Annotated in this window: 14 protein-coding genes; 7 read left to right on the top strand and 7 right to left on the bottom strand. The window is 73.0% G+C overall.

Annotated elements, in window-relative coordinates; translation table 11 throughout:
* Positions 1 to 6 precede the first annotated feature (6 nt).
* Positions 7 to 663 carry an MBL fold metallo-hydrolase gene (locus ACFYXV_RS27525; protein WP_385472726.1) on the top strand — a complete coding sequence of 219 codons (657 nt, stop codon included), beginning with the start codon at positions 7 to 9 and terminating at the stop codon, positions 661 to 663.
* A gap of 169 nt (positions 664 to 832) precedes the next feature.
* Positions 833 to 2143, top strand: coding sequence for an MFS transporter (locus tag ACFYXV_RS27520; RefSeq protein WP_383347290.1), 1311 nt, complete (start codon positions 833 to 835; stop codon positions 2141 to 2143).
* Positions 2144 to 2164: 21 nt separating this feature from the next.
* Here the strand turns inward: ACFYXV_RS27520 and ACFYXV_RS27515 are convergent, their stop codons facing one another.
* The 4 genes from ACFYXV_RS27515 to uvrB form a co-directional block, all read right to left on the bottom strand.
* Complete coding sequence (locus ACFYXV_RS27515) at positions 2165 to 3148, bottom strand: TerC family protein (RefSeq protein WP_385472729.1); 984 nt, start codon at positions 3146 to 3148, stop codon at positions 2165 to 2167.
* 239 nt (positions 3149 to 3387) lie between these two features.
* A complete protein-coding gene (locus tag ACFYXV_RS27510; RefSeq protein ID WP_389384294.1) occupies positions 3388 to 5370 on the bottom strand; it encodes a TerD family protein in 1983 nt (660 codons plus the stop codon).
* 99 nt (positions 5371 to 5469) lie between these two features.
* Entirely contained in the window at positions 5470 to 6048 is a 579-nt protein-coding gene (locus ACFYXV_RS27505; RefSeq protein ID WP_030292185.1) for a TerD family protein, read from the bottom strand.
* Between the two features lie 86 nt (positions 6049 to 6134).
* On the bottom strand, positions 6135 to 8303 hold the full coding sequence (gene uvrB, locus ACFYXV_RS27500) for an excinuclease ABC subunit UvrB (protein ID WP_383347191.1): 2169 nt from the start codon (positions 8301 to 8303) through the stop codon (positions 6135 to 6137).
* Positions 8304 to 8561: 258 nt separating this feature from the next.
* Between uvrB and ACFYXV_RS27495 the strand changes: the two genes are divergently transcribed.
* The 3 genes from ACFYXV_RS27495 (at position 8562) to ACFYXV_RS27485 (ending at position 11639) form a co-directional block, all read left to right on the top strand.
* Positions 8562 to 9545, top strand: coding sequence for a glycerophosphodiester phosphodiesterase (locus ACFYXV_RS27495; RefSeq protein ID WP_389384293.1), 984 nt, complete (start codon positions 8562 to 8564; stop codon positions 9543 to 9545).
* 58 nt (positions 9546 to 9603) lie between these two features.
* Entirely contained in the window at positions 9604 to 10167 is a 564-nt protein-coding gene (locus tag ACFYXV_RS27490; protein ID WP_385472740.1) for a methylated-DNA--[protein]-cysteine S-methyltransferase, read from the top strand.
* Between the two features lie 173 nt (positions 10168 to 10340).
* Entirely contained in the window at positions 10341 to 11639 is a 1299-nt protein-coding gene (locus ACFYXV_RS27485) for an MFS transporter (protein ID WP_385472743.1), read from the top strand.
* Here the strand turns inward: ACFYXV_RS27485 and ACFYXV_RS27480 are convergent.
* Positions 11629 to 11991, bottom strand: a complete 363-nt coding sequence (locus ACFYXV_RS27480; RefSeq protein ID WP_385472746.1) for a cupin domain-containing protein — start codon at positions 11989 to 11991, stop codon at positions 11629 to 11631. The two genes, ACFYXV_RS27485 and ACFYXV_RS27480, sit on opposite strands and share 11 nt — an antisense overlap.
* A 166-nt stretch (positions 11992 to 12157) precedes the next feature.
* On the opposite strand from ACFYXV_RS27480, the gene ACFYXV_RS27475 reads away from it, so the two are divergent.
* Positions 12158 to 13084 (top strand): pseudouridine-5'-phosphate glycosidase, encoded by a 927-nt coding sequence (locus ACFYXV_RS27475; RefSeq protein ID WP_389384292.1) that lies wholly within the window; start codon positions 12158 to 12160, stop codon positions 13082 to 13084.
* On the top strand, positions 13081 to 14013 hold the full coding sequence (locus tag ACFYXV_RS27470) for a carbohydrate kinase family protein (RefSeq protein WP_389384291.1): 933 nt from the start codon (positions 13081 to 13083) through the stop codon (positions 14011 to 14013). Before ACFYXV_RS27475 ends, ACFYXV_RS27470 begins: the two co-directional genes overlap by 4 nt.
* Here ACFYXV_RS27470 and ACFYXV_RS27465 read toward each other — a convergent pair.
* Together ACFYXV_RS27465 and ACFYXV_RS27460 are read right to left on the bottom strand one after the other, a co-directional pair.
* Positions 14010 to 14657 (bottom strand): hypothetical protein, encoded by a 648-nt coding sequence (locus ACFYXV_RS27465; RefSeq protein WP_389384290.1) that lies wholly within the window; start codon positions 14655 to 14657, stop codon positions 14010 to 14012. The two genes, ACFYXV_RS27470 and ACFYXV_RS27465, sit on opposite strands and share 4 nt — an antisense overlap.
* A 166-nt stretch (positions 14658 to 14823) precedes the next feature.
* Entirely contained in the window at positions 14824 to 15477 is a 654-nt protein-coding gene (locus ACFYXV_RS27460; protein ID WP_385472757.1) for a uridine kinase, read from the bottom strand.
* Positions 15478 to 15481 lie beyond the last annotated feature (4 nt).

Genomic DNA, 15481 nt, shown 5'->3' with positions numbered 1-15481 from the left:
CAGGACATGACGTACAGCGGAGCAGTCAAGGTCGGCGGTCCGGCCGACGTGCACGAACTTCCGGACCTGATGATTTCCAAGGTCGCGGTGGGCCCCATGAACAACAACGCGTACCTGCTGCGCTGCCGGGCGACCGACCAGCAGCTGCTGATCGACGCGGCCGCCGAGCCGGCGACCCTGCTGAACCTGATCGGGGACGACGGCATCGCCGCCGTCGTCACCACCCACCGGCACGGCGACCACTGGGGCGCGCTCGCGGAGGTCGTCGACGCGACCGGGGCCCGTACGTACGCGGGCGCCCACGATGCCGAGGGCATCCCGGTGGCGACCGACGTACTGGTGGAGGACGGGGACACGGTCACGGTCGGCCGAGTCACGCTGACCGCCCGCCACCTGGTGGGCCACACCCCCGGCTCCATCGCCCTGATCTACGACGACCCGCACGGGCACGCGCACGTCTTCACCGGCGACTGCCTCTTCCCGGGCGGCGTCGGCAACACCTGGGGGGACCCGAAGGCCTTCGAGCGGCTGATCGACGACGTCCAGCACAAGCTCTTCGAGCAGCTGTCGGACGAGACCTGGGTCTACCCGGGCCACGGTGACGACACCACGCTCGGCGCCGAGCGGCCGCACCTGGCCGAATGGCGCGAGCGCGGCTGGTAGCGGGCGCCCCCGCACGCGGTCCCCGGTCAACACCGCGACAGGAAGCACTCCTTCCGGTCGAAGATGACCGAACGCACGTCCTGGGGGTGTGGGGCGGGGTAGTTGCTGCACCATGCAACAAGACCCCTCCCCCGCCCTCCCCCGGCGCGCGGTTCCCCGGCCGCCCTCGATGCTGCGGCTGGCGATGGCCTCGCTCGCCGGGACCGCCATCGAGTTCTACGACTTCTTCGTCTACGGCACGGCCGCCGCCCTCGTGCTCGGCCCGCTGTTCTTCCCGTCCTTCTCGCCGCTCGCCGGGACCCTCGCCGCCTTCGGCACCTTCGGCATCGGCTTCCTCGCCCGTCCGCTGGGCTCGGTCGTCTTCGGCCACATCGGCGACCGCTACGGGCGCCGCCCGGTCCTGCTCGCCTCCCTGCTCCTCACCGGCCTCGCCACGGTCGCCGTGGGCTGCGTGCCCACGTACGCGACGATCGGAGTGGCCGCACCCCTGCTGCTGCTCGTACTGCGCTTCCTCCAGGGGCTGGGCCTCGGCGGCGAATGGGGCGGCGCGGTCCTGCTGACCGCCGAGCACGCCCCCGAGCAGCGGCGCGGGCTGTGGGCCAGCTTCCCGCAAGTGGGCCCGCCGCTGGGATTCCTGCTGGCCAACGGCATGACCCTGACCCTGTCCGCGACGCTGACCGACGCGCAGTTCACGTCCTGGGGCTGGCGCGTGCCGTTCTGGGCGGCCGGCGTACTGGCCGTCGCCGGGCTGTGGCTGCGCCGCTCGGTGGAGGAGACCCCGCAGTTCCGGGCCCTCGCGGAGACCGGCCGGCGCTCCGACGCGCCGCTGACCGAGGTCGTACGCGGGCACTGGCGGCTGGTCCTGCTGACCGGCGGGGCCCTGTCCGCCGGGTACGCGGTCTTCTACTCGGTCACCACCTGGTCCCTCGCGTACGCCACGGAGCACCTCAAGGTCGACCGCACCGTGATGCTGGCCTGCATCATGGCGGCCGTCGCCCTGAAGGGCACGCTGACTCCGGTGGTGGCGGTGCTCGGCGACCGGTACGGGCGGCGGCCGCTGTGCCTGATCGGCAGTGCGATGTGCCTGGTGTGGATGTTCCCGTTCGTCGCTCTGCTGCGGACGGCGGACCCGCTGCTGATGACACTGGGCTGCCTCGGCGGGCTGCTGGGCATGGTGACGATGTTCGCCGTGGTCGGCGCGTACGTGCCGGAGCTGTACGCCCCGCGGATCCGCTGCACGGGCGCGGCCGTGGGCTACAACCTGGGCGGGGTGCTGGGCGGGGCGCTGACCCCGATCGTGGCGACGGCGCTGGCGGCCGGCTCCGGTCCGCCGTGGGGCGTCGCCCTGTACCTGAGCGGGATCGCCCTGCTGAGCCTGGTCTGCTTCGCGCTGCTGCCGGAGACGAACCCGGCGGTCGTGCGGGCGCGGACGGGTGCGGGTACGGGAAAGGGGGCGGCCGAAGCGGCCGCCCCCGCGTAGGCCCCGAGGGGTCTACGGTCCCTACGCGTCGACGCTCTCCGGGCGGGCGGCGGCCTCGGCGGCCGCCTGCCTCTTCGAGGCGATCAGGCTGGTGATCGTGGTGATCACGAGGACACCGCAGATGACGCCGAGGGAGACCGGGATCGAGACGACCGGGACGTCCAGTCCGGACTCGTGCAGGGCGTGCAGCACCAGCTTGACGCCGATGAAGCCGAGGATGATCGACAGGCCGTAGCTGAGGTGGACCAGCTTCTTGAGCAGGCCGCCGATGAGGAAGTACAGCTGGCGCAGACCCATCAGGGCGAAGGCGTTGGCCGTGAAGACGATGTACGGGTCCTGGGTGAGGCCGAAGATCGCGGGGATCGAGTCCAGGGCGAACAGCACGTCGGTGGTGCCGATGGCGAGCATGACGACCATCAGCGGGGTCAGGACGCGCTTGCCGTTGCTCTCGATGAACAGCTTGGTGCCGTGGTACTTGTCGGCGACGCCGAACTTCTTCTCGACCGTCTTCAGGAGGCGGTTCTCCTCGAACTCCTCCTCGTCCTCGTCCTTGCGGGCCTCCTGGATCAGCTTCCAGGCGGTGTAGATCAGGAACGCGCCGAAGATGTAGAAGACCCAGGAGAAGCTGGCGATGATCGCCGCGCCGGCGGCGATGAAGATCGCACGCAGGACCAGGGCGATCAGCACGCCCACCAGCAGGACGCGCTGCTGGAGGTGGGAGGGCACCGCGAACTTCGCCATGATCAGGACGAAGACGAACAGGTTGTCGACGCTCAGGGACTTCTCGGTGATGAAGCCGGCGAAGAACTCCTGCGAGGCCTGCGGGTTCCCGAAGAACCACAGGCCGAGGCCGAAGAGCCCGGCGAGCACGATCCAGACGACCGTCCAGGTGCCCGCTTCCTTGATCGATACGTCATGCGGTTTGCGGCCGATGAAGAAATCGGCGCCGATGAGGATGCACAGACCGAGAATGGTCAGCACCCAGAGGGTCCACGAAACGTCCACTGCTAATTCGCCTCCGGCAGATGGCTCAGCACACATGTCAGCGTCATCGCTGCCGGAGGTCTCTTCCACCCGGGCGGCCTGGAGGCCGTGGGCCGACGCCCCGGGACCGACTGCGCTTCACACAACCGAAGTGGTCCGTATTGACGGGTACGCCGTAGCAGGAAAGCAGGAATACTCCCCTCCGCGTGCCCAGGGTACCCGTCAGAGCCGGTAAAGGTAAAGAGAAGGCCAAGGAACGGTCATGGGCGGGCATCGCGCCGGGCGGCGGCGATCCGCTCCAGGGTCTGCTCCAGGACCCGGCTGCCCGGCGGCGGCAGGTCCGGCTCGAAGGTCCAGGCATGGCCCACCCACGGGTCGGCGAGGTGGTTGTCGGGCACCGGCGACAGCCGCATCAGCGAGCGCCACAGCGGATCCAGCAGCGGCCCGTACGCCGAGGCCTCGTCGCGGTCCGCCACCATCAGCAGGTGCACACCGACCGCCGGACCCTCGTCGGCCAGGTAGCGCAACCGGGTGACGGCCCGGTCGTCGAACCCGTGCGGGAAGTCGTGCACGATCAGCAGCTGGTCGGCGACGTCCACGTCGGGCGGCAGGTCCTCGGGCGCCCCGGCCCGCACGGCCATCTGTACGAGGTCCACCCGGCGGGTCAGCGCCTCCAGGGTCCGGGTGACCCCGGCGGCCCCGGCGGCGGGCGGCCCGGCCAGCACCCCGGCCGCGACGAGCGGCGCCAGGGAGGCGGCCCCCGCCCCGGCAGCGTCGATGACGTGCACGGAGAACCGGTCGCCGGGGTGGACCGCCAGCAGCCGGACGGCATGGGCGACGGCCATGTCCATGGCGGCCCGGCGCAGCCGGTCGGTGTCCATGGTCATCGCGGCCTCGGAGCCGGTGCGTCCGTTGTCGATCCACAGCCCGCGCTCCAGCGGGGCCCGCACCAGCATGGGGATGCGCAGGTCGGGCCGCTCGGGCAGGTGCAGGTCGCCGAGGCGCAGGGCCAGGGGGGCCTCCTCGGGAACCCCGTGCCCGTGCCAGACGGGGTTGGCCCAGCGGGCGTACGAGGCGGGCAGCGCGGGCTCGACCACCTCGGACTCGGCGATCAGCTGGGCGAGGTCCCGGTCGAGCACGGCCTTGGCCTGGGCGACGAGCTCGTCGTGGCGGGCGCGGGCCGCGTCGCGGGCGGCGTTGCCCGTACCCGCGAGGCGCAGGCGGGGGTCGGACAGCACGTCGTCGAGCTCGCGGTCCATCCGGGACTCGGCGAAGTCGCACGCGCTGCGGTAGGCCGCCACGGTCCGGGCCAGGTCCTCGAACATGCCCCAGACCTGGTTGTAGAGCCGCTCCTCCAGGGACCAGCCGCTCGCGTCGCCCGCGACGGGGGCCGGGGGCCGGTCCGCCTCCGGGGAGGGGACGGCGCGCGGGCCGGGCTCGGGGGGCTCCGCGGTCGTGCGGCGGCGGCGCGGGTGGGCGTAGTCGATGGTGGGCGGCCCGCCGATGGTGTCGGCGGACGAGGAACCGGGTGCGGCTCCGGGGGTTCCCGGGTACGGGACGCCGGTGGCGGGGAGCGGCTCCGGGGCCGGCGGGGGCGAGGGCGCGGCGGTCGCGGCCGCGGCGTCCTGCGGGGCCCTCAGGCCGTGCGGAACGGTCGGCGGGGCCGCCGTCGGCAGGGCGGCCAGGGTGATGTCGCCGGAGGGCACGAGTCCGGTGGCCACCGCCGCCAGGGCCGTGGCGGCCGGGCCGCCCAGCCCGGCGTCGGTGAGCAGCGCGCCGAGCCCGTCGGCGTACCCCTGGCCCACGGCGCGGACCTTCCAGGCGCCCTGGCGCCGGTAGAGCTCCAGGGCCACCACGGCGGTCTCGGCGTCCAGGCCGGTCAGCGTGTACCCGGCGAGCTCGGCGCCCTGCGGGTCGGCGACCGCCACGTACGAGGCGGGGGCCGCGCCGAAGCGCGCCGGGCCGCCGGGCGGCAGGACGAGGACCACCCCGAGCCGGTGCACGGCGGGCGCGACGGCGTCGAGGTCGACGGCGAAGCGGTGCTCGCCCGCCACCGCCTCCGGCACCTGCACTCCGGGCAGGCTCCGGGCGCCGGGGTGGGCCACCGCGTCGGGGCCGGCCAGCCGGCCCGCGTCATCGCAGGCCGAGACCAGGGCCAGTACGGGCGTACCCGCCGAGACCCTGATCTCCACCCGCGCCTGGGACAGGGGGTGGTTCTGCCCCCGGACCAACTCGGCCGTCATCCTGCAGCCCTCCCCCGTGCCCTTGCTCGTCCGCTCTGTTCTGTTCTGCCTGCGCGCCGCTTGCGCGCCGCTTGCGCGCCGCTTGCGCGCCGCTGCCGCCTAGAGGTGCGGCAGGATCGCCGGCATCAGGTCCTGGAAGGTCCGGCCGTTGGCCGGGTTGCCGAGGGCCGTCATCTGCCAGCCGCTGCCCGCGCGCGACACCTTCGCCATGATCTGCGCGGTGTACTGGCCGCCGCCGTCCAGCGTGTAGCGCGCCAGCTCCTGGCCGTTGGTCTCGTCGACGATGCGGCAGAACGCGTTCTGCACCTCCTGGAACGTCTGGCCGGTGAACGAGTTCACCGTGAAGACGATCTGGTCGATGTGCACCGGCACGCGCTGGAGGTCGACGAGGATCGACTCGTCGTCCCCGCCCTGGCCGGCGCCGCCGACGAGGTTGTCACCGGTGTGCCGGACCGAGCCGTCGTCGCTCTGCAGGTGGCGGAAGAACACCACGTCCACCGGCTGCTTGTCGGCGAAGAGCACCGCCGACGCGTCCAGGTCGATCTCCCGGGTCCGCGAACCGAACAGACCGCGGCGCTTGGCGGCCTGCCAGCCGAGGCCCATCCGGACCGCGGTCAGCGTGCCCCCGTCCTGCTTCTGCAGACTGATGGCCTGACCCTTGGTCATGTTGACCGTCACGCGCTGTCCCCTCTCCCTAGCCCGCCCCCGATGTGGGTGCGCATGTGTACCTGCGGCTGCTGCCAACCCTACTGACCGGCTCCGGGTCAGGCGAGGCCCGCTTCCCTCATCTGTCGCAGCTCCTTCTTCAGCTCGCCCACCTCGTCGCGGATCCGGGCCGCGACCTCGAACTGGAGCTCGGCGGCGGCTCCCCGCATCCGTTCGGTCATCTGCTCGATGAGCGCGGCCAGTTCCTCGGCCGGACGGTCCGTCAGCACCGCGGCGTCCTTGGCGGCCTTGGCCGCCTTGGCGCCCTTGACCTGCTTGCCGCCCACCGTGACCTGGCCCGCCTTGACCACGCCGAGCGACGGCACGGGAGCCTTGGCGGCCTTGCCGTCCTTCCCCTGGCGGTATCCGGTGCCGAGCAGCTGTTCGGTGTCCAGCTCCTCGCGGGCGATGGTGGCGACGATGTCGTTGATCTTCTTGCGCAGCGGCTGCGGGTCGATCCCGTTCGCCGTGTTGTACGCGATCTGCTTCTCCCGGCGCCGGTTGGTCTCCTCGATGGCCTTCTCCATCGCCGGGGTCATCTTGTCCGCGTACATGTGGACCTGGCCGGAGACGTTGCGCGCCGCGCGGCCGATGGTCTGGATCAGGGAGGTCCCGGAGCGCAGGAAGCCCTCCTTGTCGGCGTCGAGGATCGCCACGAGCGAGACCTCGGGCAGGTCGAGGCCCTCGCGCAGCAGGTTGATGCCGACCAGGACGTCGTACTCGCCGGCGCGCAGCTCGCGCAGCAGCTCGATGCGGCGCAGCGTGTCGACGTCGCTGTGCAGGTAGCGCACCTGGATGCCGAGCTCCAGGAAGTAGTCCGTGAGGTCCTCGGCCATCTTCTTGGTGAGGGTGGTGACCAGGACGCGCTCGTCCTTCTCCACGCGCGCCCGGATCTCGTGGACGAGGTCGTCGATCTGTCCCTCGGTGGGCTTGACCACGACCTCGGGGTCGATGAGCCCGGTGGGGCGGATGATCTGCTCGACGAAGCCGTCGCCGCGGGAGAGCTCGTACTTGCCGGGGGTCGCCGACAGGTAGACCGTCTGGCCGATGCGCTCCTGGAACTCCTCCCACTTCAGCGGCCGGTTGTCGAGGGCGGAGGGCAGCCGGAAACCGTGGTCGACCAGGGTCCGCTTGCGCGAGGCGTCGCCCTCGTACATGGCGCCGATCTGGGGCACGGTGACGTGCGACTCGTCGATGACGAGGAGGAAGTCCTCGGGGAAGTAGTCGATGAGGGTGTTGGGCGCGGAGCCGCGCTCGCGGTCGTCCATGTGCAGCGAGTAGTTCTCGATGCCGGAGCAGGACCCGATCTGGCGCATCATCTCCAGGTCGTAGGTGGTGCGCATGCGCAGCCGCTGGGCCTCCAGCATCTTGCCCTGCTTCTCCAGCTCGGCGAGGCGCTCGGCCAGCTCCGCCTCGATGCCGCGGACCGCCTTCTCCATGCGCTCGGGGCCGGCGACGTAGTGGCTGGCGGGGAAGACGTACAGCTCGCGGTCCTCGCTGATGACCTCGCCCGTCAGCGGGTGCAGGGTGGAGAGGGCCTCGATCTCGTCGCCGAACATCTCGATGCGGACGGCCAGTTCCTCGTAGACCGGGAAGATCTCGATGGTGTCCCCGCGCACGCGGAAGGTGCCGCGGGTGAAGGCCACGTCGTTGCGCGTGTACTGGATGTCGACGAAGCGGCGCAGCAGCTGGTCCCGGTCCATCTCCTCGCCGACCTTGAGGGGGACCATCCGGTCGACGTACTCCTGCGGGGTGCCGAGGCCGTAGATGCAGGACACGGAGGCGACGACGATCACGTCGCGCCGGGTGAGGAGCGAGTTGGTCGCGGAGTGGCGCAGCCGCTCCACCTCCTCGTTGATCGAGGAGTCCTTCTCGATGTAGGTGTCCGACTGCGGTACGTACGCCTCGGGCTGGTAGTAGTCGTAGTACGAGACGAAGTACTCGACGGCGTTGTTCGGCAGGAGCTCGCGGAACTCGTTCGCCAGCTGGGCGGCGAGGGTCTTGTTCGGCGCCATCACGAGGGTCGGGCGCTGGAGCTTCTCGATCATCCAGGCGGTGGTCGCCGACTTGCCCGTGCCGGTCGCACCCAGCAGGACGACATCCTTCTCACCTGCACGGATGCGCTTTTCCAGCTCGGCGATGGCCGCCGGCTGGTCGCCGCTGGGCTGGTAGGGGCTGACGACCTCGAAAGGCGCCACCGTGCGTTCGATCTTCGATACGGGCCGCATGAGTCCACCGTACGACCCCCCACTGACACTCACGCGGCCGCACGGCTCTCCGGCGCTCCCGGCGGATCCGGCCCGCGCGTCCGGCGGGCGGTGCGGACGTCCTCCTTTCTGGTCCGTTTGTCGTAGTTCGGTGGCGGCGCGGTGATCTTCGACCGCATGATCGCCGTAAAGGTCACCCGTGTAGTGCATCGCCGCAACGTCTGTCAGTCCGCACGCGTCTGACGCAGGAACAGGGCTCCCGAACCGAGGAGAACGCACATGTACGTCCGACCCGCCGCCGCGGCCGCCGCCGCATTCCTGGGATTCACCCTGACCCTGCTGGGCGGGACGGCCGCGTCCGCCGCCACCGGTCCCTCCGTCCCCTCCTCCCCCTCCGGCTCCGGCTCCGGCCCCGGATCCGGGGCGGGGCCGGGGGCCGGAGCCCCCACCGGCACCGCCGGCGCCCCCGGGCTGCTCGGTCCCGTCGTGTACGCCCACCGGGGCGCCTCGGCGTACGCCCCGGAGAACACCCTCGCCGCGATCGACCTCGCGATGCGGCTGGGCTTCGACTGGGTCGAGAACGACGTCCAGCGCACCAAGGACGGCGAGCTGGTCGTGGTCCACGACGACACCCTGGCCCGCACCACCGACGTCGAGCAGGCGTTCCCGGACCGCAAGCCCTGGCGGGTCAAGGACTTCACCGCGGCGGAGATCGCCACGCTCGACGCGGGCAGCTGGTTCGGCGAGGAGTTCACGGGCGAGCGCGTGCCGACCCTGCGGCAGTACCTCGACCGGGTGGACCGCAACCGGCAGCGGCTGCTGCTGGAGACCAAGAAGCCCGAGCTCTACCCCGGCATCGAGAAGCAGACCCTCCAGGTCCTGGACGAGGCCGGCTGGCTCGACGCGGACCACGTGCAGCGCCGGCTGGTCGTCCAGAGCTTCAGTGCCGACTCCGTACGCATCGTGCACGACCTGCGCCCGGACCTCGTGACGGCCTTCCTGGGCACCCCGACCGTCGCCGAGCTGCCGAAGTACGCCCGGTTCACGGACCGGATCAACCCGTGGCACACCACCATCTCGGCCGACTGGGTGGCGGCGGTGCACGACCTGCGGGGCGCCCACGGCAAGGCGATGGAGGTGGACACCTGGATCGTCGACGACGCGGCGACGGCGCGGAAGGTGCAGGGGATGGGCGTGGACGGGATCATCACCAACGCCCCGGACGTCGTGCACCAGGCGGTGCTGGGGGCCTTCGCCTTTTAGGCGCCGTCCCGCGGATCGGGGCCGCCGGGTTGTCGGACCCTCCCCTTACGGTGGAGGGGTGGACAGCACCGAGCGGCCCCGCGGGCCGCACCTCGAATGGACCGTCGTCCCCAGCGACATCGGCCCTCTGCTCCTGGCCGCGACCCCGGAGGGGCTGGTCCGGGTCGAGTTCCATGCCGGGCCGGACCGGGTCGACACGATGATCGGCTCCCTCGTCTCCCGGCTCGGCGCCGACGCCTGGCGCCCGGCGCCGGGGCGGGAGGTGCTGCTCGCCGAGCCGATACGCCAGCTGGAGGCGTACTTCGCGGGCTCGCTCAAGCGTTTCGAGCTTCCGCTGGACTGGCGGCTGAGCTCCGGCTTCAACCGGCAGGTCCTCCAGGAGCTGGACCGCTCGGTGCCGTACGGGGCGGTCGTCGGGTACGGGGAGCTCGCGGCCCGGGTCGGCCAGCCGGGCGCGGCACAGGCCGTGGGCAACGCCATGGGGTCGAACCCGCTGCCGCTGGTGGTGGCCTGCCACCGGGTCGTGGAGAACGACGGCGGGATCGGCGGCTTCGGCGGCGGCGTGGAGACCAAGCGCAGCCTGCTGGCCCTGGAGGGCGTCCTGCCACAGCCGCTGTTCTGAGGGGCGTGACGAGGGGCCTGACGAGGGCCGGGGGCACGGGCCGGGCGCAGGGGTGCGTCCCCCGTTCCGTCCGGCCGCAAGGGGTGGGAAACTGCCGCGGTGACCACTTCCACCGCCCCCGGCCGCACCGCGCCCGTACACAGCCCTGCGCCGCCGCGCCGGGGGTGTACGGCATGACCGCGATATCCGGCACCGACCGCTCCGCCCCGCCCCTGAGCCCCGCGGACCTGCCCCGGCTCCAGCGCCGCGTCTCCGCGGTACTGATCGCGAGCCAGATGCTGGGCGGCGTCGGCGTGCCCATCAGCATCGCCCTGGCCCCGGTCCTCGCCACGGAGGTCAGCGGCACCGAGGCGCTGTCCGGGTTCGCCTCCACGGCCGCCGTGATCGGCACCGCGGCGGTATCGCTCCCGCTCGCCGCCCTGATGACCGCGCGCGGCCGGCGGCCGGGGCTGGTCCTCGGGTACGGGATCGGCGCGCTCGGCGCGGGCCTGGTGGTCCTCGCAGCCGCGATCAAGAACTTCCCGCTGCTGATGCTCGGCATGGCCGCTTTCGGCGCGGCCTCCTCCGCCAATCTCCAGGCCCGGTTCGCCGCCGCCGACCTGGCCGCCCCGGACCGCCGGGCCCGGGCCGTCTCCCTCGTCGTCTGGGCGTCGACCCTGGGCGCGGTGCTCGGCCCCAACCTCTCCGCCCCGGCCGGCCGCAGTTTCGCCGGGACCTCCATACCCGAGACGGCGGGCCCCTTCGTCTGGGCCGGCGCCGTCTTCGTCCTGACCGGCGCGATGATCGGCCTGTTCCTGCGGCCCGACCCGCTGCTGACGGCCCGGGCGCTGGCCTCGCCCGCGGAGCAGGCCAAGGGCGGCCGCTCGCTGGGCGCCGGGTTCGCGGCCGTCAAGGCCTCACCCCGGGCACGCCTGGCCCTGGTCACCGTCGCGGTGTCCCACACGGCCATGGTCTCGATCATGGTGATGACCCCGGTCGACCTGGGCCACCACGGTGCCTCGCTGGAGCTCGTCGGCCTGGTGATCAGCGGTCACATCGCGGGCATGTTCGCCTTCTCGCCGGTCATGGGCTGGCTCGCGGACCGGGTCGGCCGGCTGACCGTGATCGGCCTGGCGGCCGGTCTGCTGTCGGTGGCCGCCCTGCTCGCCGGCACCGCCGGCCCGAGCCACGCGCAGAGCGCGATCGGGCTGTTCCTGCTGGGCCTCGGCTGGTCCGCCGGGATGGTCTCCGGCTCGGCCCTGCTCACCGACTCGGTGCCGCAGGCCGCGCGGGCCGCCGTACAGGGCCTGAGCGACCTCACGATGAACACCTGCGCGGGCGTGGGCGGCGCGGCCGCCGGGCTGGTCATGTCGCACGCGGGCTACGGCTGGCTGAACGCGATCGGCGCGGCCCTGCTGCTGCCGATGGCGGCGCTGGCCCTGTTCACCGCGCGCCGCCACCCCGCGGCGCCCGCCCCTGCCGCTAGTAGCTGATGTGGTAGGCCTTGCGCAGCGTCTCGTGGACGGTCCAGGTGGTCTTGTCGCCCTCCCGGAGCACGCAGGCGGAGCCGGGGCCCACCTCCAGGGTCGCGCCGCCCTCGACCTCGATGGTGGCGCGGCCGCTGACCACGACGAACAGCTCGTTCGCCTCGGTGTCGGTGACCACGCCCGGGGTGATCTGCCAGATGCCGCGCACCTGCGTGCCGTCGGGGGACTCCCACAGCACCTTGCCCGTCACGACGGGCTCGCCGGAGAGGATCTGGCCGGGATCGAGGTCCTCGACCTCCAGTTCGGCGTCCGGTACGGATACGGCGAACGAGGCGGGACCGTGCTCACTGGTGCTCATGGCGAGTCACCCTAATCCGATCGTCCGCCGCACCGCGGTGACCACAACGTCCATGCTCCGCACGCCGGACAGGTCAACCTGTCCAGCCGTTCCCCGGCCCGCGCAGGTTCTTCAAGGGTGGGGCGGCGGGCGTTTGGCGGCCGGGATCGCGTGCCATGGATGGGACATGCACACATCATCCGAGGTCCCCGTCCTGTCCGAAGAGGTCCGCGAGGCGCTGGAGCGGCGCCGTCCCGTCGTGGCGCTGGAGTCGACGATCATCGCGCACGGTCTGCCGCGCCCCCGCAATCTCGCCGTGGGCGCGGAACTGGAGGCCCTGGTGCGCGCCGAGGGCGCGGTCCCGGCCACGATCGCCGTCGTCGACGGCGTGGCGTACGCCGGGCTCGACAAGGCCCAGTTGGAGCGGATCGCGGGCGGCGAGGGGGTGCGCAAGCTCGGCCACCGGGATCTGGCGCCCGCGCTCGCGACGGGCGCGACCGGTGCCACGACGGTGTCCGCGACGGCTTTCCTGGCCGCGCGGGCGGGGCTGCGGGTGTTCGCCACGGGCGGGCTGGGCGGCGTGCACCGGGAGTACGCGCAGACTCAGGACGAGTCTGCGGACCTGGCGCTGCTGGCGCGGACGCGGATCACGGTGGTGTGCGCCGGGGTGAAGTCGATCCTGGACGTACCGGCGACGCTGCAGCGGCTGGAGACGCTCGGGGTGGGGATCCTGGGGTACGGGACGGAACGTTTCCCCGGGTTCTACCTGGCCAGTTCCGGCGAACCGGTGGACTGGACCGTCCACCGGCCCGAGGAGGTGGCCGCGGTCATGGCTGCCCAGGATGCCCTCGGCGGGCCGGACTCGGCACTGCTGGTGGCCAATCCGGTGGCGGAGGCGCAGCAGTTGGACCCGCAGCTGCACGACCGTGTGCTGGCCGAGGCGCTGGAGGAGTGCCGCGCGCGCGGGATCACGGGACAGGCGGTGACCCCGTTCCTGCTGGGGTTCCTGGTACGGGCCACGGGCGGGGCCTCGCTGGAGGCCAACCTGGCGGCGGTACGGGGCAACGTGGCGCTCGGGGCCAGGATCGCGGGGGCCTGGGCGGCGCGTCCGTGACGGCGGCCGCCGATCGGGAGCCCGTCGGCGCCCCCGGGGCGCTGCTGGTCGTCGGGGACGTGGTGACGGATGTCGTGGCGGTCCATCCGGAGCCGCTTGCTCCGGCCACGGACACGGCCGCTCGGATCCGGACCCTGCCGGGCGGCGCCGGGGCCAACGCGGCCTGCTGGGCCGCCCACTCGGGGGTGGCGGACGTACGCCTGCTCGCGCGGGTGGGCACGGAATCGGCCCGGTGGCACGAGCAGTCCCTGCGGGACTCGGGGGTGCGGCCGCGGCTGGTGGTCGATCCGGCGGAGCCGACCGGGACGGTGGTGGCGCTGGTCGGCAAGGACGCGGAGCGCACCTTCCTCACGGACAGCGGCGCCGCGCTGCGGCTCACCCCGCAGGACTGGGCTCCGGCCCTGCTGGACGGAGCCGTCCATCTGCACCTGTCCGGCTACCTCTTCTTCGCCGACAGCAGCCGCGAACTGGCCCTGGTCGCGCTGCGGGCCGCCCGCGCCCGGGGCGTGCCGGTGAGCGTGGACCCGGCCTCGGCGGGGTTCCTCGCCGGGCTGGGTCCGCAGCGCTTCCTCGACGCGGTGGCGGGGATCGGCGTACTGCTGCCCAACGAGGACGAGGCGCGGATGCTGGCCGGGCTGCCGGAGCGGGCCGGGGCGGCGCGCGCGGCGGCCGAGCTGAGCCTGCGGGTGCCGCTGGTGGTGGTCACCCGGGGTGCGGCCGGGGCGCTGGTGGCGGAGGAGGGGCGGGTGATCGCCGAGGTGTCGGCGGAACCGGCCGAGGCCGTGGACACGACGGGGGCCGGTGACGCGTTCACCGGCGGGTTCCTGGCGGCCCGGCTCGCGGGCGCGGACCCCGCGGACGCGGCACGGGCCGGGTGCCGGGCCGCCGCGCGGGCGGTGACCCGGCTGGGCGGGCGCCCCAGCCCCTAAACCGTGTACTCCTCCTGGCCGAGGGTGTCGATCACGCCCGCCTTGTTCACGCTGTAGTGGAAGACCAGGCCCTTGTTCGGGTGGGTCTCCAGCCAGGACGTGAGCTCGTGCATGGTGATCGGCTTGTTCGTGGATCCGGAGAGGATGGGGGCGTGGGCGCCGATCTTGGCGTCGTCGGCGATCGGGATCCAGGTCTCCTCACCGACCGTCACGAAGGGGGTGGCACCGCCCGCGGCGGGGCAGCCCCAGTGGCCGTGCTTGACGATCAGGCTGTACTGGCCGCCCTCGGGGGTGTAGCGGTAGACGGCGATCTCGTTCGGCGAGACGGCGTCCTTGGAGGCGCAGGCGGGTCCGGGTGCGGGCGGCTTCGGCTTGTCCGGGGCGGTGGCGCCCGGGCCCGGCTTCTTCGAGGACGCCGGGGAGGCGGCCGGCGTCGCTCCGCCGGGCGCGCTGGGGGCGGAGGCCGAGGCCGTGGCCGAGGGGCTCGACGTGCTCGCGCCGGGGCCCGGACCGGCGGCTCCCGCGTCGCTGCCGTCGTCGCCGTTGCAGGCCGTGAGGGTCAGGGCTCCGCAGAGCGCCAGGGCGGCGGCCGCCTGCCGCCGCAGCCGTCTCGGCCCCTGAACCGCCTTGCCGCTTGCGCCCATTGCCGTCTCCCTCTGCCGTGGCGCCACCGGGTGGGCGCCGTCGAAGCGTGGCGTCAACGTAGTGCGCGGCCGGGGCAACGGGCGATGGCCGGATCCCGTTCGTCACCGGCCCGCGATGGCGTTGTTGCGGATCCCGTACGTCCGTGACGGGGCGGGGGCGGGGAGCTCAGCCGGTGGGGCCGGTGAGACCCGTCCAAGCGGGGTGGCGGGGGTCGTCGGCCCGGACCACCGCGTCGGCCCGTGCCGCGGGGTCGGTCTCGGCCTCGTAGCGGGCGAAGGCGGGCAGGGTCCAGCGGGCGGACTCCTCGGTGCGGCGGGCCAGCGCCCCCGGGGAGAGGCGGATGTGGACGCTGAGGTCGAAGGGGAACCAGTGGCCCAGCAGCAGGGGGCCGTGCACGATCACGACGGCGCCCGGCGGGAGTTCGGCGTACGGACTGCGGGTCGCCCGGTCGGTCGCCGGGTCCCAGAGGTCGGGCAGCACGCGGCCGGTGCCGCCGGGGTCGGTCGGGCCGAACACCTCGCGCCACAGGGCGGCGGTGTCGTACCAGCCGCCGAGGTAGGAGTCCACGTCCTCGCGGCCGAACTCGAAACGGAGGGAGGCCGGGCGCAGGAACCCCTCGGCCGGCACCACCAGGGCCGGGCGGCTGCGCAGGCGCAGCGCGTCGGCGAGGTGGCCGGCGAGCACGCCGGTGTCGGCGGCGGGCGCACCGTCGATGCCCACCCGCCGCCAGGTCTCCGCCCCTGCCGGGGAACCGTGTTCGTCGAGGTGGCCGGCGAGCCGCTCGGCCATCCGCTGCCATGTGATCGCTTCCAGCTGCACGGGC

The sequence above is a fragment of the Streptomyces sp. NPDC002181 genome (assembly GCF_042890485.1).
Classification (GTDB): Bacteria; Actinomycetota; Actinomycetes; order Streptomycetales; family Streptomycetaceae; genus Streptomyces.
The sequence above is the reverse complement of the archived record's forward strand: the minus strand, read 5'-3'. Positions and strand labels throughout refer to the sequence as shown.

Bases quoted from the DNA above. Each gene is read 5' to 3' on its own strand.
- ACFYXV_RS27520 (WP_383347290.1), top strand. From the start codon at position 833: ATGCTGCGGCTGGCGATGGCCTCGCTCGCCGGGACCGCCATCGAGTTC.
- ACFYXV_RS27495 (WP_389384293.1), top strand. From the start codon at position 8,562: ATGTACGTCCGACCCGCCGCCGCGGCCGCCGCCGCATTCCTGGGATTC.
- ACFYXV_RS27510 (WP_389384294.1), bottom strand. From the start codon at position 5,370: ATGACGGCCGAGTTGGTCCGGGGGCAGAACCACCCCCTGTCCCAGGCG.
- ACFYXV_RS27475 (WP_389384292.1), top strand. From the start codon at position 12,158: ATGCACACATCATCCGAGGTCCCCGTCCTGTCCGAAGAGGTCCGCGAG.
- ACFYXV_RS27465 (WP_389384290.1), bottom strand. From the start codon at position 14,657: ATGGGCGCAAGCGGCAAGGCGGTTCAGGGGCCGAGACGGCTGCGGCGG.
- ACFYXV_RS27485 (WP_385472743.1), top strand. From the start codon at position 10,341: ATGACCGCGATATCCGGCACCGACCGCTCCGCCCCGCCCCTGAGCCCC.
- ACFYXV_RS27525 (WP_385472726.1), top strand. From the start codon at position 7: ATGACGTACAGCGGAGCAGTCAAGGTCGGCGGTCCGGCCGACGTGCAC.
- uvrB (WP_383347191.1), bottom strand. From the start codon at position 8,303: ATGCGGCCCGTATCGAAGATCGAACGCACGGTGGCGCCTTTCGAGGTC.
- ACFYXV_RS27480 (WP_385472746.1), bottom strand. From the start codon at position 11,991: ATGAGCACCAGTGAGCACGGTCCCGCCTCGTTCGCCGTATCCGTACCG.